The organism is Olivibacter sp. EAT-5 (assembly GCF_044784325.1).
Taxonomy (GTDB): Bacteria; Bacteroidota; Bacteroidia; order Sphingobacteriales; family Sphingobacteriaceae; genus Olivibacter; species Olivibacter oleidegradans.
This window is the reverse complement of the sequence record NZ_CP173028.1, coordinates 2,678,232-2,702,662: the sequence shown is the minus strand read 5'-3', so window position 1 is coordinate 2,702,662 and position 24,431 is coordinate 2,678,232. Positions and strand designations below refer to the sequence as shown.

Here is a 24,431-nt window from a genome sequence, read left to right as displayed (position 1 = left end):
ATTTGCTTTCACAATCCCATATCCCTAACCAAAGTAAAGTTTCCAAATTTCTTCCTGGAGATTTCAGAATTAGGTGAGTAGAAATCAAAGGTTCCTGAGTCATTTAAGAAGCCGTCATAATATATTTCTAAGTTAAATTCAGATTTTGCATTTTGTTTTGAAGCGCGACATACCATAACACCTAAAAAGCGTAAATTCTTACGACTCTTACTTTTCTCGAAACAAATATTGTATCCAGTTGTGTGCAAAGATTTCACTGATGGGTAGGTGAAAGCGTCTACATCGTTGCTACAGAAAAATTGTTTATAGATTGCGTGGGAAATCCTATATTTATATTCCTGTCCTTGTGGAACGTAGCGCGTGAATTCTTCTCTTAGGAAGTTTGACATCATTGCTATTTTAGCGTTCTCAAGTTCATCAAATTCGGGGAAGTGATTGTCTATGTGAATTTGAGAAACACGCATCTGACCAACGTTTTTGTAGACAATTACAAAAAAATAGTCTCCTTCAACACAATTTGTTTCATACATGGCATTGGAAAGCTCACTTGATGCATAAAGAACGGATTGGTTAACATCATTTAATCTTCCTCTCACTTTTATTTTTGATTCCGGCGTTTCCCAAACATCAGATTCGTTACGGATAGACTCAAAGTTCTTAGTATAAATATTTTGCACGTCTTCATTTTTCAACTTCCTAATACGATAGAAGAAAAATTTTTGATGTTCATGAGTATATGTATCAGTTTTAAGAAAAAAGGTCGCTTCTTTGCCTCGGAAATTAACATAAAATAAACGTGAAAGTTCTTGTTTTAAGCGATCTTCTGATATTGTACGTGGGTCAACTGTTCTTTTGAAATTACCTATTCTGTCTTGTATCTCTTTGATATGAATAGTACTAAGGCATTTTTTAAATATATCCACTTGGTGCTGTTCCATCGATAAAATTAATTTTTCAAATTTATAAACTATTTATGAGAGAGCTATCTGTGTCATTGACAACACACCTTAAAATAATAAGGGATTTCTTTTTCGGGCACTAAAATTGTTATAAATTTGTGAACAGCAAACTAAACTCTCTGTAATGAGCCAGCAAGACTACATCAAGGATATTGCACGTTTCGGGTTGGAAAACGATCGTGAAAAGCTGTTGGCTACATTGAACGAGTTTATAGATCACGCTAAGAGTACCAAGAAGATTAATTTTGCTCTGCAACTGCAATCTATCTTAAAAGATGCAGTACGTAAGCAGGAAACTAGTGGCATGTTAAAGGTGGGGTCTCCATCGCACTATCAACAACTGACGGATAGAGAAACGGATGAACTGATCTTGGAAAAGCTCACTTCTGATTATTCTTTAGAAAATTTGGTATGCCCACCCGAAGTGAAGGATAAATTGCTTAACTTCTTAAATGAGCACAGTCATGCCGAGCTATTGAACAGGCACAATTTACCTCTATCTAACAAACTACTACTACACGGTCCATCAGGCTGTGGTAAAACATTAGCGTCCTATGTGATAGCTGGTGAGCTGAAAAAACTCATGATTGTGGTAAATCTGGGCGCTATCGTTTCTGCCAAATTAGGCGAAACCAGTAAGAATCTGGCTAAATTATTCAGAAAGGCAGCACAAGAAGATTGCATCATCTTTATTGATGAGTTTGACTCGTTGGGTAAGGTTCGTGATTATAGCCAAGATCATGGAGAAATGAAGCGTGTGGTAAATACCATCTTACAGCTTTTTGATTACCTACCGCAAAGCAGCATGGTGATTGCTGCCACTAACCAAAAGAACATGCTTGACGAAGCGCTGTTACGCCGCTTTGATGTATCCATTGCTTTTGAATTGCCTACCAAAGAAGAAATTTATCAGCTGATCGACCTTACATTGAAGCAGAGTGAATTTTCCTTCGATAAAAAGACTATAGCAAACAACATTATTAAGGAGGCCGAAGGCCTTTCCTACTATAGCATCCAAAAGACATTGATAAATGCGATGAAACGCAGCCTGTTTGGAACAAATAACTCCAGAGCTTTAAAGCCGAAAATCGACACCTCAATCTGGAAGCAATTGGTAGCGGAAGAAAAAGAAGCGTTGACTGTATAGATTACCCCTCTGTTTCCACCTCTGCTTCGCCAAAGGCTTCGGAAATAGCAATTGTCTCATTCGCAGCGATCATATCATTGTATAAATCACCGGTAAGTTTATTTTCCTTCAGCATCTCCTCAATTGTAATTGCGATTGAAAATAGATTATCCCTCAAATAATAGTCTTCTTGTCCCGGGCGAAGTTGTGGGTGAACACGACAATGTACGGCTAACTTAAATGTTGATTGCTCTTTTACCAACTCGTCCATGTTTACCGGAAAGCTGATTTTCTGAACATTGGTGTATGGTATAGGTTTACTTACATCACGCCCATTTTGCGACCACATACTTCTATTTACTTTTATCCGAGAACGGATATGTTTTTCCTTCGCTAAAATATCTGTTCCTGATTGATTTTTAAAAAAACCAAACGCCATGTGTAATGGGCAATAGCCCTGCTGATTTTCCAATACCGGCTTAAATTGGAAACAGAGTGTAGCAGTTATCAGCAAAATGCCATTTTTCTTTCCTAGGTCACGCTGTGTTAAATATGCTGGAAAGTTAATTGGAATAACCTTTAATTTCCCAGAATCGATTGTCTCTTCGACAACTATTGTTAAGCGGTTCTCATTTGAAAAGACAGCTTTTTCTTCATCTAACAACCCATGTCCAAGCACATTGTGTTGGAATATACTTTGAAGATCAATTAGTTTATCACTGGAGCTGTTCACAAGAAGTGCTTTGATTGATGCTGCTTTTAACGAGGGATATTGCTTCTGGATTTGAACGGCTACGTTGGCAGCCAATGGTGCAGAAAAGCTTGTTCCCATATGCTCGTAAAAGCTTTCCGTTGGGTTAGCAGATAGTAAGTCAAGGCAACTAGGTCCAACATCGGTCAACCGACCGTTTTTGTCATAACCATAATCTCCACCGCATTCTATAAAGTCCGGTTTAAAAAGTGATCGATTTACTTTTGCCCCATTTGGCAATAAATGAAAGGCAATATGTCCTTTACGAGAATATATTGTTGGATATTCTTTGCCATTGGAAATACCATGGTGTGCACCATTTTTCAAAGAATAAGAGGCTGCCCCAACAGTTACATTGTTCATCGATTCCCCTGGTACACATAAATTCATACATTCTTCATCGAAATAAGGAATATGATAACCATTTGTTTTCATTATAGCATCCCCGTTATTACCTGAGCTGATAAAAATCAAGCAGTCGTTTTCATAAGAGAACTGATCAAGTGCATAGGCGTAGGTCGAATAATCTTCATTATACTTTTTATGTTGGCGATAACCGATGGTCAATGTAAATATCTTAAGTTCCGGATAACGCATTTTAGCTAGACGCAGTTTTTCCAACACCTGGTTTTGAGAAATATAGCCGCCAGCGGCGCTTAGTGTTTTAATAGGAAGTATCTTAGCGTCTGCCACCATCCTTCCTTTGTAGCTCTGAGCATATGGCTTCTTACCTAATGCAGCAAGTGCGGCAACAGCTGTTCCATGTCCCCTCCCACCGTCTTGCTCATCCGCATTAACTGGCTCTGATGTCAAGTTAAGATCTTCATCAGCAATTACGAGTGGAGCAAGCGGTGTTTTTGCACTGACACCTGTATCAATAATTCCTATTAAGGGTAAACGATCGCCGTTAGTGTTACTTATCTCGAAACCATAACTGCGTTCAACCAAGTTAAATTGATTCGGTCTTACTAAAGTAGCTAGTGAAGAAGTTACCTGAAATATAATATCGTAATTCTTAACTATTTCTTGAAGCTGATGTTCATTAAGATTGCTGACTTCTAAATTCTCGGTCGCTTCGTCTAAAGAATACAGCAATTGATTTGCAGTCAGGTATTCTTTCAAAGCCGCCAAAATTGTCTGTTTCTTTTCTTCTTCCAACGTTATTCGTGTTAGCCTGAAGTTCATCAGAGGCTCTGGTGAAGCTTGTAAAATATCGTCGCTTGTCAATAACTGAAAAGATCGGACAAATAATATGTTGCTGGAATAAGAAGCTTGTGAGTTTTGTTTGCTTTCCTTATAGATAAATCCTTGTACGCTCGCGAGAAAGTCTTGAAAACGATCACTGATAATAGCGAAAAGGACAGTTGTCCCGAAATTGCATACTTGCACAGCTTCCAATCCAAAATAATTATAATAAGATTGAAAAAATTCGTTAAGCGAATATTGGGACTGAAAGTCAATCTTAATATAATCAATGTGATAAGGAATTTTTAGATCAGGATTCCGTTCTCGCTTGCGGGTACTTGTATCGTTATTCCATCTCTTTAAATCTGCCCGGAAAGTCTCGACCATATGGAAATAGTTTGGATCAGCGTTCTCTTCGCGAGCATCTTCTCCGTACCCATAATTGAATTTTAATACTATAGGTGGTTCTATTTGCTTATTTGTATTAAGCTTTACATGTGGTTTATTGGCCATAATTTAAAAGGTTTAAGTATTTCGATCTGTAGCTTTACAGCCCTAGGTGGTTATTCGTTAGTTGTCTAAGCTATTGCTGGCAGCGGATCGAATATGACTTATTACTTTTTGATTTGGTTTAGTTAACATTTTAGTTTAGTTCTACTAAGTTATAAATTACACAACATTTCTCCAAATATGTGAAATTTGAGAAATACAATCTCCTATTCTAACATACCTAATACAGGTTTAATAAGGACCAAACAGATTCACTTTTCTTTCAAGCGGATCCATACCGGCGCATGGTCGCTGCTCTTTTCCCATCCACGGACATGCCGGTCGATGCCACCCTCGATTAACCGGGGCGCAATTTTGGGGCTCAGCAAAATGTGATCCAATCGGAGGCCTGCATTACGCCCATAGGCATTCCAGAGGTAATCCCAAAAGGTATAGACTGCCTGATCGGGAAATAGCCTACGGACGGAATCCATCCATCCCTGTTTGAGCAGAGATTTAAATTCCTTTCTTGCCTCCATGCGGTACAGGGCGTTGTTTTCCCATTTTTGGGGTTTGTAAACGTCCAGCTCTGTAGGGATAATGTTAAAATCACCGATTAAAATGGCGGGAATGTCCATTTTTATTAGCTGGGCAGCCCGTCTTTTAAAGCGTTTGATCCAGGCCATCTTATAGTCAAATTTAGGCCCGGGATAGGGATTGCCGTTGGGCAGATACAAACAGGAGATAAGCGTGTCATCAATGATCGCCTCGAGGTACCGGCTATGGTTATCTTCCACGTTACCGGGAAGCACGCGGGTCACCTCTGTGATCTCTCCCAATTTTGATAAAATTGCCACCCCGTTCCAGCTTTTCTGTCCGTGCCAGATAGCTTGGTAACCTGCCTCTTGGATGGCTTTTAAGGGAAAGCGGTTTTGGGGCGCTTTGAGCTCCTGCAAACACACCACGTCGGGCTCTTCTTCCCGTAGCCAGCGGAGCAGAACGGGTAAACGGCCATTGATGCCGTTGATATTGAACGTAGCAATTTTCATGAAAGAAAGCGGGGGAGTTATCGGAAACCGGCTATTTTTTCAGGTGCTTTATGATTTTCTCCCGATCGTTCCCCACAGCTTTTATCGCATCTTCCACATCGGCACGGCTCACGCCCAGTTCTTTTACAAGGTAATCGATTTCGTAGCGTTCATCGCCCGCTACCCTGCTACGGTCCCTGCCGTCCCTTTTGCTTTTATCATCTGCCATAATATTCGTTTTTCCTTTTCTAACAAGTGCAAAGCAAAAGTGTTTAACTGAGCCGCTGAAATTAAACAAAAGCCCTATCCGTATTGTTCCGGAATATATGGCAGATCAACGATCGAAACGAAAATTGCCCGAACGCATCAGGCCTATGCTCTGCACTTTGGTAAAGGAGCCGGTAGACAGCGATGCCTATCTATATGAAATCAAATGGGACGGTTATCGCATCATCTCCTTTGTGGAAGATGGAACGGTGCGGATGGATTCGAGAGGTGGTCTCAACTATACTTCCAGGTATCCGCTGATTGAAAAAGCGCTCCGTAAGCTGAAGCACAACGTCATCATCGATGGCGAGGTGGTGATCTTCAATGACGACGGGAAACCTGACTTTGATGCCATACAGCTCTATAATGGAAAAAGTACGCCCATCAGCTATTGCGTGTTTGACCTGCTTTGGCTAGACGGAGAGGATCTGCGGCATTATCCGCTGATCGAACGGAAGGAACTGCTGAAAAAGCTGATCAGCGGACACGAAGTGTTGCGCTTCAGCGAAAGTTTTGAGGACGGCCGGGCTTTATACCGAGAGGTGCTGAATATGAACCTGGAGGGGATAGTGGCCAAACGAAAGGACAGCGAATACCTGGAAGGCGACCGCAGTTATAACTGGCTGAAGATCCCGACACGGAAACGGCAGGAATTCGTTATAGGAGGCTGGGCGGAGTCCGATAAATCGCGCTCTTTCAAACACCTGCTCTTCGGTGCCTATGAGAAGGGTAAGTTCCGTTGGATCGGCCGCAGCGGCGGAGGTTATAAGCAGAAAGATATGCCCGGTATTCTGAAGAAACTGAAGGAACTGGAAATCGATGAATCGCCGTTCACCAATCAGGTACTGGATACCAAGGGAGCTAAAACCCATTGGGTAAAACCGCTATTGGTGGCCAACTTTGAATTCGCTACCTGGACGAAATCGGGTCGCATCCGTAAACCCGCCACCTTCCTGGGCTTCCGTTATGATAAAAGGCCCGATCAGGTGGTACGGGAGGTGCCGGAATCTGCCGCATCGGTAGAGGTGATTGCCGAAAAAGTGGAAACGCTCCCTACCGATGGCAAGGGTTCCCTGCCGGATGGAAAAAAGGTTTATCTCAATGAAAGCAGCAACTGGCAACGGGTGGACGAATCGATGGAAGGCAGGGAAGTTTCGGACTTCCCGATGAAACATTGCACGGTGAAGCTGCACGATATCGGTCGGGAGCTCTGGAAAGGCGTGGCCAAGGGAGACCTGGTTTTATATTACAACAGGATTGCACCCTACATCTTACCTTACCTGAAAGACAGGCCACAGTCGCTCAATCTGAAGCTGACGCATGCCGGAGGCCCGACCACTTTTATCAAGGACATGGAAAACCGACAGCCTGATTGCGCAGCTATCTTTACCGATGAACGACGGGTGAAAAAGAAAGGAAAGCGCGACCGGATCGATTACCTGGTATGCAACAATCTGGAAACCCTGCTCTATATGGTGGATTGGGGATGCGTGGACATCAATCCATGGGCTTCGCGTGTGCAAAAGCCCGATGAGCCGGATTATATCTGGCTCGACCTGGACCCGACGGTTTCGGGCAGGAAGACGGAAGATAAGGGTTTTGAAATGGCGGTTGAGGTGACGCTTGCGGTAAAGGAGGTATTGGATTCGCACAGTCTGAAAGGCTACGTGAAGACTTCGGGCAAAACCGGTATGCATATTTATATTCCCTGCAAAGGGTTCACTTTTACGCAGAGCCGTGCCATAGCCAATGCCCTGGCGGATGAGGTGCATGCGTTGGTTCCGGACAGCAGCACGCGCAGCGAAACGATCGATCACCGTAAAGGCAAAGTGTATATTGATGCCAACCAAAATGATTATGCCGATACACTGGCGGCACCTTATTCGGTACGCCCTTATCACCTGCCGATTGTCAGTACGCCGCTCGATTGGAAAGAAGTGAAACGGGGCCTCGACCGCTATGCTTTTACCATGGAGACAATCCCGGAACGGCTGAAAAAGAAAGGTGACTTGTTTAAAGGGCTGACGGCTCTAAAAATTATAAATAGCAATCGGATAAAACTACAGTGGCTGTTGTCTTCATAAGAAATAAGGTAACTATAAGTTAATATTTTTAGTGTGTAATCCATTAGATATACCTGTATAAAATCGGATTATAAAAAGGCATAGGTACCGGACCGGTGGTTACTTCGATTTAACCTGCTCTTCCAGATAGCTTGCGATTGCCTGCAACAGTCCCGGTGTCAGCTCTTTTGACGTGTCGGCAGTCGGATCTACCAGCACGGCCCGGTAATTCCGTTCCTCATCGGGTTCGAAATGCACCGGGGTGCCGTATACGTCCACCTCGATCTTATGGGTATAGCCCATCCAGCGGATACGGCTTTCGAAACTATGTTCGGTATTCCGGTAATTTACGGTTATGAAAAAGGATTCGTCCATCTGTTCTGTTTAAATAATTCCAAGCCTTATATTTTTTCGACCCGCTTTTTTACATCAAGAAGGAGCTGCCTGATTTCCTGTAGGTCGGTTCGGGCTTGAGGCAGTTTGTCGGTCTGGTGCTTTACATACTGCCAGATTTCCAGTACTTCCTCGACTCCTACGGTATAGGGCGCGTAATTTTTATTGAGCGAGCGGAGCAGTACGGTACCGTCCCGCTGCAGGGTAACCTGCTTGAACACGAAATCCCGTTCACCTTTGAGGATAACGATGCACAGGCTGTCGGGCTTCAGGGTTTTCCAGTCCTGCACATAACGGGCCACCACATCGCTCCCCTCGGGAACGGGCAGCATCGAATCGCCCGTAGTGGGGAACATCCGATAGGTACCCCCGGCCGGAAGGTTCGGCAGCGAAAATTTGGGCAGCGCCGCCAGAAACTCGGGATCGGCATGGCCCGCGGCATAGCCTGCCTTGGCCTTTACGGGTACATACTCCATGTTTTCCTTATTATCGGGCGTAACGGTAATGGAGAGTACGCGCAGGTTCTTCCCGTTGATATATTCCTTTGCCCCCGTTTCCAGCTTGCGCAGTTCGTATTCGCTCCAGCGGCCCAGGTCCTGCCGGAGCAGGTAATCAACGGGGATTCTGAAGAACTCGGACAACCGGATCAGGTCGACCAGCGGCGGATTTTCGGTCTGCCCGTTCTCCAGTGCGGTATATTTACTGCGTGTAAGGCCCAGCAGCTGCGCCAGGTGTTCCTGACTGTATTTTTTGCGGTTGCGGAGAAACCGGAGATTGCTTCTGAAAAAAACTTTTGCAGCTTCCATTTTGTATTGTTATTATTGATGACATTCATTTTGTCACCAATGATGACAAAGTTAAAAATAAAATCGGGATATGGAAACCTCGTTGAAGAAAAAGTCAGTGGTGGAGGAGCTGCGGAAAATGATTCTGGCAGCGGAGGGTTTTTCCGCTCCGAACGGAAGCGATGAACTGCCCGGGGATCTGGGGCCGATGGAAAAGGCCTTCCCGATGGGTACCTTTCCGCTCGGGGCCATCCATGAATTTATCAGTAACAGTGCGGAGGAAGCGGCGGCATCTACCGGCTTCATCGCCTGCCTGATCGGCCGTCTGATGCAGCGGAAGGGTCCCTGCCTCTGGGTGAGCATCGGCAAGCGTTTGTTTCCGCCCTCCCTGCTGGGTTTCGGCATTGAGCCCCACCGGGTGATCTTCATCAACCTGCATGGGGAAAAGGATGCCCTCTGGGTGCTGGAGGAGGCGCTCAAGTGCCCTTCGCTTGCCGCTGTGGTGGGCGAAATCCGCGAGCTGGACCTGACGGCCTCGCGCCGCCTGCAGCTGGCCGTGGAGCAGAGCCGTGTTACGGGCTTTCTGCACCGCTACCGCCCACGCCGCCTGAACAACCTGGCCTGCGTCTCGCGCTGGAACATACGCCCCCTGGGCAGCCTGCAGGACGGACGCCTGCCGGGCATCGGCCACCCGCTGTGGGAAGTGCAGCTCGGGAAGATACGCAACGGAAGGCCCGGCACCTGGCACCTGTGCTGGAAGGCCGGCAATTTCCGGCACATTGCGCCCGATGCCCCCGTTAAAAAGAAAGTTTATACACATACCGGTACCTGATGAAAAGATATGTTGCGATAGCATTCCGTCATCTGCTCACGGATGACCTGGCCATCCACCGGCCGGAACTGCGCGGAAAGGCTTTTGTACTGGCCGCGCCTGAGCGGGGGCGTATGGTGATCCGGGCCCTGAGCCCCGCGGCAGCGGCGGAAGGTGTTACCGTGAATATGGTACTGGCCGATGCGCGTGCCCTTTATCCCGATCTGGAGGTCTTCGATTATGAGCCCCACCGTGCGGAAAAATTGCTGAAGCGTCTGGCCGAACAGTGCCTGCGCTATACGCCGATGGCGGGCGTCGATCTGCCCGACGGACTGATACTGGACGCCGGCGGCTGCACCCACCTATGGAAAGGGGAAAGGCCCTATATGGGAGAGATTGCGGGGAAACTGAAAGGCGCGGGCTATGATGTGCGGATGGCCATGGCCGACACCATCGGAACGGCATGGGCCGTGGCCCGTTATGGAACGGATGGCGCCGTGGTTGCTCCCGGCGGGCAGCCGGCGGCCCTGATACCCCTGCCTCCCGCCGCGCTGCGTTTGGATGGGGCCATAACGGAACGCATGCAGAAGCTTGGCTTTACCCACATCGGTGATTTTATCGGCATGCCCCGTACGGTACTGCGCCGCCGTTTCGGTGAGCAGTTGCTCAACCGCATCGGTCAGGCGCTGGGCACCTCTCCCGAACCGCTGGAACCGGTGCGGCCGCCGGCACCTTATGCGGAACGCCTGCCCTGTCTGGAGCCGGTACGGACGCGAAAGGCCATTGAAATGGCGCTGGAGACGTTGTTGGAAATGCTTACACAGAATCTGCTGAAGGATGGGATGGGGCTGCGGAAGGCGGTTTTCCGGTCTTTCCGTATAGATGGTAGGGTACAGCAGATCCAGATAGGCACCGGCCGCCCTTCGCGTGACCGGCACCATCTCTTCCGCCTGTTCGGCGAAAAGATCGGCACCATTGCCCCCGGTCTGGGCATCGAGCTTTTTATACTGGAAGCGCCCGTTGTGGAGGATCTCGATGCCCGACAGGAGAAGTTGTGGAACGATGGCGGTGCCTATGAAAGTACGGAGATCGGCAATCTGCTCGACCGGATCGCCACGCGTGCCGGCCACGATGCCATCCGCCGCTATCTGCCGGATGAGCACCACTGGCCGGAGCGCTCCATCAGGCCCGCCACCTCTTATGACGAACAGCCGGCCATCCCCTGGCCCATCGGTGAGCCGCGCCCGATTTACCTGCTGCCCGAGCCGGAGCCTATCCGGGTATCGGCTCCCGTGCCGGATTACCCGCCCATGGTTTTTGTATACAAAGGGAAGAGGCATAAGGTAAAAAAGGCGGACGGGCCCGAGCGCATCGAAAGGGAATGGTGGATCGAGACGGGTCCGCAGCGCGATTACTACCGTGTGGAAGATGAAGACGGCGCACGCTACTGGCTCTTCCGATCGGGGCATTATGATGGCGAGGGCGAGCCGGAATGGTTCATCCATGGTTTTTTTGCTTAACGGTTTATGGATTATACGGAATTACAGGTCACTTCGAATTTCAGTTTCCTCCGCGGTGCCTCGCACCCCGAGGAACTGGTGGAACAGGCCGCGGCGCTCGGTTATGGGAGCATGGCCATAACCGACCACAACACCCTGGCGGGTATTGTGCGGGCACACAGCGCTGCGAAAAAGCACGGTCTGCGTATCATCCCCGCCGCACGCCTCAATCTTGTGGACGGCCCTCCCCTGCTGGCCTACCCGACGGACAGGGATGCCTACGCCCGTCTCTCGGCGCTGCTGACCGAAGGCAACCGGCGGACGGAAAAGGGGAAATGCGAGCTCTATAAGGCCGATGTATACCGCTATGCAGAAGGGATGATCTTTATTTCCCTGCCTCCCGTTGATCTTGATGACGAATTTGATTTCGGAGAGGATTTCAGAAGGGAGCTGCTGGAATATAAAAAGGCCTTCGGCCGGCAACTCTATGTGGCGGCCTCCTGGCTGTACAGGGGCAGCGACGCCAAAAGGCTCTACCGCATAGGGGAACTGGAAGCGGATTTCGGCATACCGATGGTGGCCACCAACGATGTGCATTTCCACAGCCCCGAGCGGCGGCAGCTGCAGGACATCGTGACCTGTGTGCGCGAAAAGAAAACGATCTACAATGCGGGTTACCTGCTTTACGGGAATGCGGAACGCTACCTGAAGCCCGCCGGGGAGATGGAACGCCTTTTTGGAAAATATCCGCAGGCCATCGAAAACACCCGGCGGATCGCGGAGGCCTGCCGCTTCAACCTCGACAGTCTGAAGTATGTGTACCCGAGGGAGATTATGCCGGACGGGCGCACGCCCCTGGAGGAACTGACCCGGCTGGCGTGGCAGGGAGCTTACGACTTTTTCGGTGATCCGCTGCCGGAAAAGGTTTCATCGGCCATTGAACACGAACTGAAATTCATTGCGGAGATGGATTATGCGCCCTACTTCCTGACGGTATATGACATTGTACGGGAGGCCCGCTCACGCGGCATCCTCTGCCAGGGCCGCGGCTCGGCCGCCAACTCCACCATCTGTTTCTGCCTGGGCATCACGGCGGTGAACCCGACGAAGTTTGACCTGCTCTTCGAGCGCTTTATCTCTTCGGCCCGGAACGAGCCGCCCGACATCGATGTGGATTTTGAGCATGAGCGGCGCGAGGAGATCATCCAGTATATTTATGAAAAGTACGGACGCGACCGCGCGGGCATTGTGGCTACGGTGACCCAGCTCCGCCAGAAAGGCGCGGTACGGGATGTGGCGAAGGCCATGGGCATGTCGGTGGATGCCATCAACCGCCTGTCGAGCTCCATCTGGGAGTTTACCGACGAATGGTTTGAGGGCGATCGCATTTCGGAGCACGGCTTCAACCCGAAGGACCCTCACCTGGTAAAGGTGCTGGAACTCACACGGCAGTTTATGGGTTTTCCGCGCCAGCTGGGCCAGCATACGGGCGGTTTTGTGATCACGGACGGTAAACTGACCGACCTGTGTCCGGTGATCAACGCACGGATGGAGGACCGTACCAACATCGAATGGAACAAGGACGATATCGATGCGCTGGGCTTCCTCAAGATCGACGTGCTGGCGCTGGGCATGCTGACCTGCATCCGCAAGGCCTTTGATCTGGCACGGGCACATCACGGGCTGGAGCTGACGCTGGCCACCGTACCGCAGGATGACCCCGAGGTGTACGATATGATCAGCGCGGCCGATACCATCGGGGTATTCCAGATCGAGAGCCGCGCGCAGCAATCGATGCTGCCGCGCCTGCGGCCGCGGAACTTTTACGACCTGGTGATCGAGGTGGCCATTGTACGGCCGGGCCCGATCCAAGGGGATATGGTACACCCCTATCTGCGCAGGCGCAACGGTGAGGAGGAGGTGGAATACCCCTCTCCCGAGCTGGAAGCGATTCTGGGCAAGACACTGGGCGTGCCCCTCTTTCAGGAACAGGCCATGAAAATCGCCATTGTGGCCGCGGGCTTCACCCCTGCCGAAGCGGATGAACTGCGGCGCAGCATGGCCACCTTTAAGGCAAAGGGTCTGGTGAGCCGGTTCGAAAGGAAGCTGATCGACGGCATGGTATCACGGGGCTATAAAAAGGAATTTGCCGAAAGGGTGTTCCGCCAGCTGGAAGGTTTCGGAAGCTACGGCTTTCCCGAAAGCCATGCGGCCAGTTTTGCCCTCTTGGTTTACGTTTCCTGCTGGCTGAAGCATCGCTACCCCGACGTGTTTGCCGCAGCGTTGCTGAACAGCCAGCCCATGGGCTTTTATGCCCCGGCGCAGATTGTGCTCGATGCGCGGGAGCATGGCGTGACGGTAAGGCCCGTTGACGTCAACTTTTCCCATTGGGACAATACCCTGGAGGAGAAAACAGGCCCCTACTGCGCGCTGCGCCTGGGTTTCAGACAGGTTAAAGGAATGAACCGGGAGGAAATGGAAGCGCTGGTACGGGCGCGGAAGAGACCTTATACGCACATCCATTTCCTGCCGGATGCAGGGGTTTCCATCGCTTCGCTGGAGCGCCTGGCGGATGCCGATGCGTTCCGCTCGATGGGCATGGACCGCAGGCGGGCGCTCTGGGAGGTGTCGGCCCTGCACGATCGCCCTGTCGGCATTTTTGAAGGGCAGCCTTCGGCGAGTACGTTGGAAGAAAAGGTACAGCTGCCGGCAATGTCAGAATCGGAACATGTGCTGCAGGATTACAGCTCGCTGGCACTTTCACTGAAGGCGCACCCGGTGAGCTTTATCCGGCGGCAGCTTTATGAGCGGGGTATCCTGACCACGAAGGAACTGGACCGCTGGCCCGATGGCACGCCTGTTCGGGTGGCCGGACTGGTGCTGGTGCGGCAGCGCCCGGGAACGGCGGGCGGTGTCTGTTTCATCACGATCGAGGACGAAACGGGCGTGGCCAACCTGGTGGCCTTTGCGAGTCTCTTTGAACGGTACCGGAAGGAAATCCTCTACTCGCAGCTGTTGATGGTAGAGGGTAAACTGCAGCGCGAGGGGCAGGTTACCCACGTGGTGGCCAAAAGGCTCTACAATCTCTCCGGGCTGCTCACATTGCTCGGTCAGAAGGAAAGAAAGCAGGCTGAGCTGCGGACGCTCTCGCCCGCCGATGAAAAAGACGGCCATGTCTTCCCTGCCAAAAACAAAAGGACGCAGGTACGGGTTGATGCTCAACTGGAGCTGTTTCCGAAAGGACGGAATTTCAGGTAAATTTTAATTGAATGGAGATGCAGGGGAAACTGTTTGATGATAACCGGCAACTGGTACTGCCACGGGAACTGATGGACTATACGCCCGGCTTTCTGGAACGGCCGGAGGCGGATACGCTGCTTACTTTTTTATTGCATAATGTGCCCTGGCAGCAGACCAAGGTTAAGATGTACGATAAGGAAGTGCCAACGCCCAGATTGACGCATGGTACGGAGACCGCCCCCTACGGGCGTGATTTACCTGCACTGGCTGTTGCGGGAGACAGTCTTTACCAAGTATATGCAAATACACTATACGATAAGATAACCGAACTTGATCGGCATTCTCCGAAACATTGGGTGATAGATCTGAGAAACAACCGTGGTGGTGTGGTCTGGCCGATGACGACCGGGCTTAGTAAATTGCCATTGTAGCTGTAGCTATTTTAATTCAGAAATTATCCATATTTATGCTTGTATAAGTAGGTGCGACAAAACATATTAAAGGCTACTGCAAACAACATTATATAAGTGCCAAAGCCTCTCCTACTACGGCATCCGAAAGAAACCGATAAACGCGATGAAGCGCTAGCTATTAGTTAGAAAATGGCATTTGCAAAAGTGTTTAACAGAGCCCCCACCGATAAAAGATTTTTTAAATTCGGTACTGAACTGAAGTCGGATAAATATGCACGTACTTATCCAACTTCAGAAAATGGATAGCGGAAGAAAGATTTCTTGAATGGAATCTTTCTTCATTAATTACATTGCTCTACATTCAGCAGCGCACTGCTTACAGATATCAGCGCATTCTTTACAATGTTCCGTATCATGCTTCGAACATTCATTCCCGCATTCTTCGCATATATCTGCGCAAATTCTACAGATATCTCTTACCTTGTCACTTCCTAAGCTGATCAATTGAGCAGCTGCATAACATATGGCAGCACATTGCATGTCGAGCTCGATACAGCGTGCCATCATTTTAATGTTCTCTTCCTTAGTACAAGATGAGGCGCAATGATTGCAGATTGCGGCACAGCGCAAACATGCGTCGATACATTTCTGATACTGATGATAACCATTCATAATTACTGTGTTTTAAAGGATTAAAAAAATGAAACTGAAATTTCTCAAATTGCTTATATGCCATGCAGGGGCCAATGTGGCGCCGTATAAGCAAGATACTCGGGCCGTTCAATCGTAACTTCCGCTTGCATAATAGTCATTTGTTGCCTGAGCACTTTTGCCATAGGGCATTCGTCCGGCGACATGGTTGAACCGTCCGGATAGTACGCTTTCCAGGAACCACACCAAAGGTCTTGGTTGATTTCCGGTTCTCTGCCCCACAACTCGGCCGCAGCGCGATTATAAAATGTAATACGACCGGATGGATCACATGTATACATCGCAACAGGTGCGTGATCCACAAGTAGATGTTTTGGAACAGCTTGCTCTTTACCGGAATTACATGAACTGGATAATTTGTCCATAGCGTTTCATTCACAAAGGGTATTGTTTGGCATACACTCGACACCCAACCCTCTTTCCAACTTCTGATTTTATTTCAAAGAACAGTCAACAAATCTGAAATGTTCTGTGCCCGATGAATTTCGTTCTGTATATAGTTGCTTCATGCTAATTGAACGGGACACGCTGTAAAAACTTTCACATAAAAAAGGAAGTGTCTAAAAGTCCATCATCACGCCAACCAGAGGAACAATATATATGCGAAATCTATTAGATTAACGAGGATAATGAATTGCTGATGATCGACTATTATTTTATTCCGGGCGGCATTCTTAAAGAAGTAAACTTTATCGCCAATGAAACGACCGGCTTAAACGCAGATGGTAAAACTTTAATCGGATAAAATTAAAGTCGCTGCTATCCTGATATGGTATGAGTTGATATACTTTTATTTCCTAGACGAGATAAATAGCGATCAATAGACCCAAGAGGATACTCCAAACTAAGGGGTCAGAAAAGAGAAATTTAAGATATTTCATAGGTTATGTCATTTATATAGGAACAGTTTGAATTAGCATCCAAACTATTCCTGCATTAAATTAAGCTGTACCTCTAATCACTCTCAGCAATATCGCAATGATGGCAATAATCAACAACGCGTGAATAATTCCACCATCTGCATAACCGCCAAAAAAACTAATTGCCCAAATGATTACCAGTACCACGGCAATGATATAAAGGAAATTTCCCATAGTGTTTTTGTTTTGTGTTAACTAGTAATAATTTTTGTGGCTATTTTGTTTCGGAAATTCTATCACAGGATGAATTCGCATATTCTACGTGGTAGCCGGAATCATTGCAAATCGATAAAACATTTCATTGGGCCTGTAAGTTATTATCCTAAATAAATTAACAAAGCAGGATTTGCCAATCTTGATAAATCAGAACGATAAACAGATAGGCGTCAGTTAATACTAAAATTTAAACAATATGAGCACTGATAATTTGCACGGAGAAAACGCTATTCAAAAATTACGCGAGATGGTGGATAAAATTAATATTGGTATGTTATGTTCTAATGTAGCAGAGGAAGCATTGCATGCTATCCCTATGAGCCGACAAGAAGTAGATGAAAACGGTGCGATCTATTTTCTCTTTTCGTCAGAAAGCGAAACGTTTCAAAACGTCCAAAAAAACAAAAATGTAAGCCTTTTATATTCAGATATTAAAAATTATAATTTCCTTAGTATTAACGGTACGGCTGAAATTTCCAGCGATAGGGCTCGGATTGATAGGTATTGGAATAAAATGATGGAGGCCTGGTTTGAAAAGGGAAAAGATGATCCGACCATTCGAATTTTAAAAGTTACACCTTTAGCAGCCCATTATTGGGATAATAAAACCAATAAATTGGTAACTTTCTTTAAAGTTGCGGCAAATGCCCTAACAGACAGTCAATCAAATATTGGAAGACATGGCAATTTGGACCTTTAATCCAATGTATAGTAAAAGTGAAGCACATCTTCTTCTTCCGTAGGGTTTGTTTTCCTATAAAAATCGACAGCGTAATCGTCTATTTTGTCGGCCTGTACAAAGACCTCCGAATAACCATTCTGCCGGAAGTAAGATTTTGTATGCATAATCAGGGCATTTCCTATGCCTTGCCGTTGCCATAGGCTGGCGACTGCTAAATCAAAAATGTAGGCCAACGGTTCTGGGAATAGTATTGATTCAAGGTGTAAGCGGTTAACCCTCCTATTACGGAACCCTCTTTCAGAGCTACAAATACATGGAAGTTTTCCTTCGCCAGCAACTCACGGAGATATTCACTTGTTGGCATAGAAAATTTTTTCATTTCGAAAACTGCTTCAAACAGGATAATAAGATTTTCGAAACAGGATACATCGGTGACTGACAACTTCTTGATAAGCAAATCATTCATCATATTCTTTTATTTTTAGTAACGTAAATATCGAATTAATGCAGCAACACCTGTTGTACAGTGCCCTTCAAAATCTACATAACTGATATAATGCCGACTAAAACTGATTATTTATCTTCTTTGGACGTGCTACCGTCCGGATTCAATATTACTGTCTGTTTTTTTGATCCATTAATCACATTGAAGTGATAGTCATTCACATTGTTTCGTTCACCAACAATTTTTTGAAGGTTCACAGATACGGATATTTCCTTATTTCGGTCGAAATCTTTATTCGTATTCTCGTACAACATTATCAACTGGACTCCCATTGGAAATGACTCTTGTACGAGACCATTCCAAATGAACTGAAATGACGCTGCGGCACCCCCGCCTTTTACTGTGACATCCAACATATCATTCTTCCGGACTACCTGCAAAATTTCGAAAACGTTTTCCGAATTTCGAGCCTTCATCGTGTTGATGAACAGCTGGTTCCCTACGAAGAGGTTGGTTTCCAATTTATATGGCTCTTCAATATGCGTTTCGTTGTTCGCCTTTCCGCAACTGAAAAAAAATACTGAAAACAAAGCGAGCATAAACACTGATGGCCTAAGTAGCGGTTGATTTTTCATATTTATGGTCTTAATCGTTAGCAATTTCTTAGAATCAAACACTTTTTATAGTTGATTCGCTACATGAACGTAAAAATAAAACCGTTAGAATAATCCCTTGAATGATACGCAAATACCATTTATTCCCCCTATAGACATAATAGCTATCATTTGCAGTGGCGCAGAAGACTCGTTAAGTTATTGGTGATCTGTTCGATCGTTAGCTTTTCTGTGTCGTACTCAATGTCCGCTGTCTCTTTCAATAGTGGTTGAATATTTTTAAAGTTCCGGATAATCTCGTTCCGTTCTGCTACGGTCCGCCCGTAAGCATTCGATTGCCGCTCGGAAACTCTTTCAAGTATAGTTTCAATTGAAGCAGATAGTAAAATAATGTAATCGAAAAATTTATAGAATTTGGATTGATTGCTACAGCATCCGGAAATGAAAAGAGCGTCCTCTTTTGTTGACTCCAAAAAATCATACATCTTTTCTTCGTTTAATATCCACTCTCTATCGGATTCAGAAAATACTTTCCAATTATTGTAATCGGTGTCAACTGCGCGGTAACCGCGATTTCGTAAATTGGTTATTATCGAAGATTTACCGGTTCCGGACATTCCCGTTAAATAAATACGCTTTGCCGATGAGGTAATTGATAGCATATGATAGCATGATAAGTTTGCCTTCAGAAATTCGGTACTAAGCCTTTTCTCTTTACCTAGATATTTGATCGAATTTTTTAATAGAAAGCGGTTTAAACTGTTGTAAATTTAGTACTCACCGATTTAGTTTTTTCCGTTGGTATTTATCAGTTCGAACTTTAACTCCGCGAGCTTTTTAATTCTTTGAGACCACTGTCTTTGAAGCAACCAGAGTTGGCCTGTAAATACAAGGCCGATAAAAGCAATAGATAATATCCTAAAAATAGCCACATCCAATCCGTAAATGAAAAAAAACAGCATACCACCCGTGAAGATTATTCTCGAGCATAAAGAGCCCCATTTAAATCGCTTGAGTTTTTTTAGATATACGGCTATTGAAGTTATTATATTATCACCATATACAAGATTTCTTGCGGCCAAATAGCCGGTAAAATTAAAGGCAATTGCTTGCAGCACACAGATTATAAGTACCAGGTTAGCTGCCAAAGGTCGCTTTTCACCGTCAAACATATTGTAGTATACACATAAGATAATTAGCCACGAGCCGATTTCCAGTAACAGCTGTTTTCTGATTCCTTTAAGGATTGGATGAGATTTTTCTGTAAGCATTTCTGCCAGTGCTTCATTCGGCTTTATTTCAATGGGCTGTGCTGCCCAAAGGCTTTTCATTTCTTCAATTCTCATGATTGCTAGTTAATAGTGTTCTGATTTTATCTTTTATCCGGGAAACCCTCACGCAAACATTGTTCTCTGTTATGCCTATGATCTCTGCGATCTCTCTATAACTATACTCATCGAGGACTAAAGCTATAATGGCACGATCTCCTTCTGCCAATAGTTTAATTGCAGCCATCAATCGGTCCTTACGATCGGCTAAAGCTCCGTCCTCGTTTTGGGGCGACATTTCCGGCACTTGATCCACATAGCTTATCACATTTTTTCGATCAGTCCTGAATGTTGCAATAGCGGTATTAAGAGCAATGCGATAGATAAATGTGCTAATTTTTGACTGCCCCCTGAAATCATCAATAGAACGCCATAGCTGAAAAACGATTTCCTGAAATAGATCTTCTCGATCAGGCGGTGTGTCTCGGTATAATCGACAGACCTTATGAATGATTCCCTGGTGGACTGAAACAAGTTGTAAAAATTGATCTTCATTCATACTATGGGCATGCGTTCTGCTAAGATATCAATACTTTTGCGACTGTTTCCGTCTCACCTTATCCTTTCTAGCTTTTCTATTCTTTTATTAAGCGCACCAACGCTATCAAGAAGTACGTGGTTCTGCCGTTTCAATGAGTCAAGCTGTTCGACGATCTGTTCGTCTCTAATAATCGACCTGCCTTCCGGAGAAGATTCGCGACCACATGCGCTTATTGCGAAAAGAAAAATCATGGCTAGTGCTCTCATATTAATAATTTTTGGAGGTTAGTTGCATTTTATGGGGGAAACCTTACAGGTTGCGTCAGAAATTTTTAGCTTTACTCTTTTATTAAGAGCGAATTGATACCTGATATCGTAGCCATTCTTTTCTTGGTCATAAGCGAATTATCGTCAGAAAATTGTAGCGGTATGTTAGGTAATAGCTCTTGCTGGTAGGTGGAGTACAATTTGCCATCCGCTAGGTATATTTGCAGCATACCATAACCGCCATCCAGCGTGTAGGTGCCTACATAGCCTCTTTTCTACAGCTGAAACTTAATGAAAAAGCTCTCGATCCACGATCAAGAGCCTTTACTTTTCTTATAGGTGTTAATGACCAAATGGCCGGCTACCGTATCATCTCCTCTGGTTGGTAAAACCGGACCGTGATCAATTTTTACCGAAGATTGAGGTATCCGGATAAAAGGTAACTACGCCTGTTGTAATATCGTGAATGCCGCCGACTATTCCGATTTCGCCGCTTTCTATCATTTCTTTTAGAATTGGGCTACGCTCTATTATCGATTTGACCGAACGGTTGACATTTATAGCAGAGACCCTTTCAACAAATTCGCTATTTTTGGAACTACGGTTCTCCTTTGTGGTCAATTCTTCATCAACAGCGGGTCTAATTTTCGAGAGTAAAGCGGTTAGGTTTCCCATTTCCACATGATCGCATGCGCCTTTAATTGCACCGCATTTGGTATGGCCTAACACGACAATTATTTTTGCACCCGCCACTTTGCAACCAAATTCCATGCTTCCTAAAACGTCTTCGTTAACAATATTACCGGCAACCCGGATACTGAAAACATCGCCCAAGCCTTGGTCGAAAATCAATTCGGCGGATGTGCGACTATCGATACAACTTAGAATTACAGCGAAGGGATGTTGGCCGTCTGAGGTCTCATTTGCTTGTTGCAAAAGGTTTCGATTGATTTTTAAATTATTAACAAACCGTTTGTTGCCCTCTTCCAATAGGTTTAAGGCCTTTTGAGGTGTTATTGCCTGTTGATCTTCTTTTGTTAGCGTTCTCATTTTGATGTTTTATGTTGTGCAATCTATGAAAAACGTTAAAAAGTTGAAAGCAATTCACTGCCGTCTTTTCACAATAAATAATTCGTATATGGTTATAGCATTATTAGCAAGGGCATAGGCTGTTAAATGAGATCGAAGCCGACCGATTGGTCTGACTGATTCCACAGTTGTTAAACTACATGCATATCCCAATTATTGGGCAGCATTACGCGGTGATTTAGAAACTGCTCGAAGGGTATCTCTAGCGCTGCTTTTAGCAACAATACAGCATCTGCTTGCGGATCTATCCAATCACAGTCAAAAAATTCGACAACCATAGGTACCCAAATTGGATCGTCAAGACTAAATTGGAGCGGAGCATAAAGAAAGGTTATGCCTTTTGCGTGAAGCTGTTGCACGATGTCTGGAGTAAGCGTTACAATCATATTTAATTTATATCTATAACTTGCAGTGATAACGCAAGCAATACAGACTTTCTAACAAATTCACAAGCCATCATGTTTGTAGAGGATAATTTATCGTTTATCATGATGCCCTAAGTCATAATTTGTTGGCAGAAAAAAAGGAAAAAGCTCCCGATCCTTGATCAAGAGCCTTTACGTTTTTCATAGGGTGTTAAAGTATTGCGTATATTGAAGCAATAGAAGTGCCAAAACATACCCATCACACATTTGTTACATGCTCCTGTTTATTGCCTATCGCGTTATAGGTAACTAATAGCCGCCGGTCTCAAACATTTCAATCGCTTTTGGGGTTTTCTTGTTGATAATGGCTATAAATGATTTTGATTTCTAACATGGGAATTGAAGGAACGAGATACTAGAAAAACGCTTGACGATTTAATAGAAGGCAAACTTAACATGTACTTGTAGCCAAGTTAAGCCGAAAAACAATGATGAATCACAAAAATTTTAAAAAAAAACTGATTGGTGGATTGCTGATTATCTCTTCAACGGTAATGATTTACGCATGTGGATGCGATAGTCAATCGCCCGACGATGTCCAGGAACAGTTTGATGCCGATACTATAGACGCACCAAAGGCGCAGGACTCCACGCTCAGTGAAAAAATGTATCCGATGCAAACCGACAGTGTTGCCGAAAAGGATGCAAGTAAACCGTAAGGCCGTACACCCTATCTTCCGGGGCACATAGCAGTAAGAACAACCATTGGAATGCGATGGTGCTACCCAGTTTGAACTTCGGGTATTGGGACGCGCCTGCAGTGCTTTTTTGGTGCCGAGTATCAGCACATTCTTTTTATTCCATAACCAGTCTTCTACCGCTCCTTCGAAACCAAAAAGCTCTGGTATAGCTTGGTGGGAGGCCACTTGAATCCGCTCTGCATCAGGGAACCGCTCGAGTATTTCGCGTCCTCTCGGATATGCCATAACCTTTGGCTCGTGGTATATTCTGCTGATTGATAGCAACTGACAGATTTTATTATCCTCTAGCATGAATTAGTTCCCTTCGAATTAAATTTGGATATAGTTTGGCAAACAAATCGACTTATCCGAAAATGAACTGATATTCGGCTCCCTTCGATACGAGATCAACTCAACAGTTAATTATTTAGATTCCTCATTTCCGATAGATTGTTGTATCTTTTCGTTTTTATAATTTCTACTGGTTAATGCCACGCCCATACTGAAAACTACATGAGCCAATAGCAGATGTCCATAATACCGGTTAAACGGAATCGGAGGCGGGATTTGGATGAAACTTGAATACCGCTTTCCAAATTAATATTCCCGACAAACCACTAAGTACACCGGCAATTAAACCTTGCTTTATACCGGGATTGGTTTTTGTCTGTTTCCATATTTGCTGGAAAACGAAGGCCATACTGCAGCCCATGGTGAAATGCATTGTCCAGCCACTTATACGAGCGAGTTCTTTTTCTTTTGTTAATTTTTCGACCATTTCAGCCAAAAGAGCTGGTTCCTCAAATTTCTCGCCCTTTGACGCCGCTACCATATAGCTAAATAGTGTCATCAACGTTGTTCCAACGGTACCTGCAACTATGGGATGATGTTTTTCCATAATATGTGATATTATTTTCAACTGACTATATAACATTAACAAGAACACCTTGTTATAGTTTGACTACCGATCGCAAATGGATCTTTAATCTCTACGTATCAACTTAGCGCATCTAAACATATGCAAATGAGTGAACATCAATTGTCCTTACTTATAAAAAGTATAAAAGACTTTTGAAACTTGAAACAGACGGTTTGAAAATAGTACTTTACCAAACATTTATTGAAGATCTGCAAACATTGTTGCGATTATGAGGTTTGGCAACTAATCTAAAACCTTCTTGTGTTTGCATTGTTGTGGCAATAGTTGTTTACACAAAAGTTTTAGTTTGCAAGTTGTTCATAGTAAGAGCAAAGCCCCTATGGCGGGGCTTTGCTTTTTTAGCCTCCGCAAACACTAAGAAGTTTAAATCGTTATTTATAGGTATCAGACATATAACAGATGGAACAGGATAAAACGAATAGTTCAAAAACGACAATGGAAACAAATTATGCCAAGCATGAAGATAATCCAGGATTACCGAAAGTGGCTCTTGACGAAAAGGATGACAAAAAAGTTGGCTTTACGATCCACTGGTCGATTATTGTTGCCGTAATTGCGCTGGCAATAGCCTATTTTTTCTTTAGGTAGTAAGAGAACAGATTTTTATACTATGGCGACATCAATT

27 protein-coding genes and 1 pseudogene are annotated in these 24,431 nt (G+C 45.5%); 9 read left to right on the top strand and 19 right to left on the bottom strand.

Going from position 1 to position 24,431, the window contains the following annotated elements; translation table 11 throughout:
- Window positions 1–8: 8 nt before the first annotated feature.
- Window positions 9–938 (bottom strand): RES domain-containing protein, encoded by a 930-nt coding sequence (locus ACH11B_RS11050; protein ID WP_377612829.1) that lies wholly within the window; start codon window positions 936–938, stop codon window positions 9–11.
- 145 nt (window positions 939–1,083) lie between these two features.
- On the opposite strand from ACH11B_RS11050, the gene ACH11B_RS11045 reads away from it, so the two are divergent.
- The gene (locus tag ACH11B_RS11045; RefSeq protein ID WP_377612831.1) at window positions 1,084–2,106 is read left to right on the top strand and encodes an AAA family ATPase; all 1,023 of its coding nucleotides are present in this window, start codon (window positions 1,084–1,086) and stop codon (window positions 2,104–2,106) included.
- A 1-nt stretch (window position 2,107) separates the two neighbouring features.
- On the opposite strand, the gene ACH11B_RS11040 is transcribed toward ACH11B_RS11045, so the two are convergent.
- The 3 genes from ACH11B_RS11040 to ACH11B_RS11030 form a co-directional block, all read right to left on the bottom strand.
- Window positions 2,108–4,534, bottom strand: coding sequence for a S8 family peptidase (locus ACH11B_RS11040; RefSeq protein ID WP_377612833.1), 2,427 nt, complete (start codon window positions 4,532–4,534; stop codon window positions 2,108–2,110).
- 248 nt (window positions 4,535–4,782) lie between these two features.
- Window positions 4,783–5,559 carry an exodeoxyribonuclease III gene (gene xth / locus ACH11B_RS11035; protein ID WP_404274025.1) on the bottom strand — a complete coding sequence of 259 codons (777 nt, stop codon included), beginning with the start codon at window positions 5,557–5,559 and terminating at the stop codon, window positions 4,783–4,785.
- Window positions 5,560–5,590: 31 nt separating this feature from the next.
- The gene (locus ACH11B_RS11030) at window positions 5,591–5,767 is read right to left on the bottom strand and encodes a DUF3606 domain-containing protein (protein WP_289553357.1); all 177 of its coding nucleotides are present in this window, start codon (window positions 5,765–5,767) and stop codon (window positions 5,591–5,593) included.
- Here ACH11B_RS11030 and ligD point away from each other — a divergent pair.
- The gene (gene ligD / locus ACH11B_RS11025) at window positions 5,748–7,889 is read left to right on the top strand and encodes a DNA ligase D (RefSeq protein ID WP_404274024.1); all 2,142 of its coding nucleotides are present in this window, start codon (window positions 5,748–5,750) and stop codon (window positions 7,887–7,889) included. The two genes, ACH11B_RS11030 and ligD, sit on opposite strands and share 20 nt — an antisense overlap.
- Before the next feature lie 99 nt (window positions 7,890–7,988).
- On the opposite strand, the gene ACH11B_RS11020 is transcribed toward ligD, so the two are convergent.
- Both ACH11B_RS11020 and ACH11B_RS11015 read right to left on the bottom strand, forming a co-directional pair.
- A complete protein-coding gene (locus ACH11B_RS11020) occupies window positions 7,989–8,243 on the bottom strand; it encodes a hypothetical protein (protein WP_377613438.1) in 255 nt (84 codons plus the stop codon).
- A 26-nt stretch (window positions 8,244–8,269) separates the two neighbouring features.
- Window positions 8,270–9,067 (bottom strand): XRE family transcriptional regulator, encoded by a 798-nt coding sequence (locus ACH11B_RS11015; RefSeq protein WP_404274023.1) that lies wholly within the window; start codon window positions 9,065–9,067, stop codon window positions 8,270–8,272.
- Between the two features lie 70 nt (window positions 9,068–9,137).
- Between ACH11B_RS11015 and ACH11B_RS11010 the strand changes: the two genes are divergently transcribed.
- From ACH11B_RS11010 to ACH11B_RS10995, 4 genes are read left to right on the top strand one after another with little or no spacing between them, the layout of a single operon-like run.
- Window positions 9,138–9,878 (top strand): ImuA family protein, encoded by a 741-nt coding sequence (locus ACH11B_RS11010; RefSeq protein WP_149105780.1) that lies wholly within the window; start codon window positions 9,138–9,140, stop codon window positions 9,876–9,878.
- Complete coding sequence (locus ACH11B_RS11005; RefSeq protein ID WP_404274022.1) at window positions 9,878–11,377, top strand: Y-family DNA polymerase; 1,500 nt, start codon at window positions 9,878–9,880, stop codon at window positions 11,375–11,377. Before ACH11B_RS11010 ends, ACH11B_RS11005 begins: the two co-directional genes overlap by 1 nt.
- Before the next feature lie 6 nt (window positions 11,378–11,383).
- Complete coding sequence (locus ACH11B_RS11000) at window positions 11,384–14,614, top strand: error-prone DNA polymerase (protein ID WP_404274021.1); 3,231 nt, start codon at window positions 11,384–11,386, stop codon at window positions 14,612–14,614.
- 17 nt (window positions 14,615–14,631) lie between these two features.
- The gene (locus tag ACH11B_RS10995; RefSeq protein ID WP_377613433.1) at window positions 14,632–15,027 is read left to right on the top strand and encodes a hypothetical protein; all 396 of its coding nucleotides are present in this window, start codon (window positions 14,632–14,634) and stop codon (window positions 15,025–15,027) included.
- A 707-nt stretch (window positions 15,028–15,734) separates the two neighbouring features.
- On the opposite strand, the gene ACH11B_RS10990 is transcribed toward ACH11B_RS10995, so the two are convergent.
- Window positions 15,735–16,085, bottom strand: coding sequence for a PAS domain-containing protein (locus tag ACH11B_RS10990; RefSeq protein ID WP_377613432.1), 351 nt, complete (start codon window positions 16,083–16,085; stop codon window positions 15,735–15,737).
- Between the two features lie 576 nt (window positions 16,086–16,661).
- Window positions 16,662–16,814 carry a lmo0937 family membrane protein gene (locus ACH11B_RS10985; RefSeq protein ID WP_377613431.1) on the bottom strand — a complete coding sequence of 51 codons (153 nt, stop codon included), beginning with the start codon at window positions 16,812–16,814 and terminating at the stop codon, window positions 16,662–16,664.
- 238 nt (window positions 16,815–17,052) lie between these two features.
- Between ACH11B_RS10985 and ACH11B_RS10980 the strand changes: the two genes are divergently transcribed.
- Window positions 17,053–17,556, top strand: a complete 504-nt coding sequence (locus ACH11B_RS10980; RefSeq protein WP_377613430.1) for a pyridoxamine 5'-phosphate oxidase family protein — start codon at window positions 17,053–17,055, stop codon at window positions 17,554–17,556.
- Here the strand turns inward: ACH11B_RS10980 and ACH11B_RS10975 are convergent.
- From ACH11B_RS10975 to ACH11B_RS10935, 9 genes are all read right to left on the bottom strand, one after another.
- Window positions 17,553–17,771 (bottom strand): GNAT family N-acetyltransferase, encoded by a 219-nt coding sequence (locus tag ACH11B_RS10975; RefSeq protein WP_377613429.1) that lies wholly within the window; start codon window positions 17,769–17,771, stop codon window positions 17,553–17,555. The genes ACH11B_RS10980 and ACH11B_RS10975 overlap by 4 nt on opposite strands.
- A complete protein-coding gene (locus ACH11B_RS10970) occupies window positions 17,750–18,007 on the bottom strand; it encodes a hypothetical protein (protein WP_377613428.1) in 258 nt (85 codons plus the stop codon). Before ACH11B_RS10970 ends, ACH11B_RS10975 begins: the two co-directional genes overlap by 22 nt.
- A 104-nt stretch (window positions 18,008–18,111) precedes the next feature.
- A complete protein-coding gene (locus ACH11B_RS10965) occupies window positions 18,112–18,618 on the bottom strand; it encodes a hypothetical protein (protein WP_377613427.1) in 507 nt (168 codons plus the stop codon).
- A 146-nt stretch (window positions 18,619–18,764) separates the two neighbouring features.
- The gene (locus tag ACH11B_RS10960; protein ID WP_377613426.1) at window positions 18,765–19,259 is read right to left on the bottom strand and encodes an AAA family ATPase; all 495 of its coding nucleotides are present in this window, start codon (window positions 19,257–19,259) and stop codon (window positions 18,765–18,767) included.
- Window positions 19,260–19,382: 123 nt separating this feature from the next.
- On the bottom strand, window positions 19,383–19,943 hold the full coding sequence (locus ACH11B_RS10955) for a hypothetical protein (RefSeq protein WP_377613425.1): 561 nt from the start codon (window positions 19,941–19,943) through the stop codon (window positions 19,383–19,385).
- Window positions 19,933–20,424 carry an RNA polymerase sigma factor gene (locus tag ACH11B_RS10950; protein WP_130856293.1) on the bottom strand — a complete coding sequence of 164 codons (492 nt, stop codon included), beginning with the start codon at window positions 20,422–20,424 and terminating at the stop codon, window positions 19,933–19,935. The genes ACH11B_RS10955 and ACH11B_RS10950 overlap by 11 nt, the downstream gene beginning before the upstream one ends.
- Before the next feature lie 53 nt (window positions 20,425–20,477).
- Window positions 20,478–20,672, bottom strand: a complete 195-nt coding sequence (locus tag ACH11B_RS10945; RefSeq protein WP_377613424.1) for a hypothetical protein — start codon at window positions 20,670–20,672, stop codon at window positions 20,478–20,480.
- Window positions 20,673–21,074: 402 nt separating this feature from the next.
- Window positions 21,075–21,722 carry a carbonic anhydrase family protein gene (locus tag ACH11B_RS10940; RefSeq protein ID WP_377613423.1) on the bottom strand — a complete coding sequence of 216 codons (648 nt, stop codon included), beginning with the start codon at window positions 21,720–21,722 and terminating at the stop codon, window positions 21,075–21,077.
- A 170-nt stretch (window positions 21,723–21,892) separates the two neighbouring features.
- On the bottom strand, window positions 21,893–22,147 hold the full coding sequence (locus ACH11B_RS10935; RefSeq protein WP_130856285.1) for a hypothetical protein: 255 nt from the start codon (window positions 22,145–22,147) through the stop codon (window positions 21,893–21,895).
- A gap of 467 nt (window positions 22,148–22,614) precedes the next feature.
- On the opposite strand from ACH11B_RS10935, the gene ACH11B_RS10930 reads away from it, so the two are divergent.
- Window positions 22,615–22,845 (top strand): hypothetical protein, encoded by a 231-nt coding sequence (locus tag ACH11B_RS10930; protein ID WP_377613442.1) that lies wholly within the window; start codon window positions 22,615–22,617, stop codon window positions 22,843–22,845.
- An 18-nt stretch (window positions 22,846–22,863) separates the two neighbouring features.
- Here ACH11B_RS10930 and ACH11B_RS10925 read toward each other — a convergent pair.
- Together ACH11B_RS10925 and ACH11B_RS10920 are read right to left on the bottom strand one after the other, a co-directional pair.
- Window positions 22,864–23,178 (bottom strand): annotated as a pseudogene (locus ACH11B_RS10925) (spore photoproduct lyase family protein); the annotation flags it as partial.
- Between the two features lie 232 nt (window positions 23,179–23,410).
- The gene (locus tag ACH11B_RS10920; RefSeq protein WP_377613422.1) at window positions 23,411–23,764 is read right to left on the bottom strand and encodes a hypothetical protein; all 354 of its coding nucleotides are present in this window, start codon (window positions 23,762–23,764) and stop codon (window positions 23,411–23,413) included.
- 477 nt (window positions 23,765–24,241) lie between these two features.
- Between ACH11B_RS10920 and ACH11B_RS10915 the strand changes: the two genes are divergently transcribed.
- A complete protein-coding gene (locus tag ACH11B_RS10915; RefSeq protein ID WP_377476939.1) occupies window positions 24,242–24,394 on the top strand; it encodes a hypothetical protein in 153 nt (50 codons plus the stop codon).
- The last annotated feature ends 37 nt before the right edge of the window (window positions 24,395–24,431 follow it).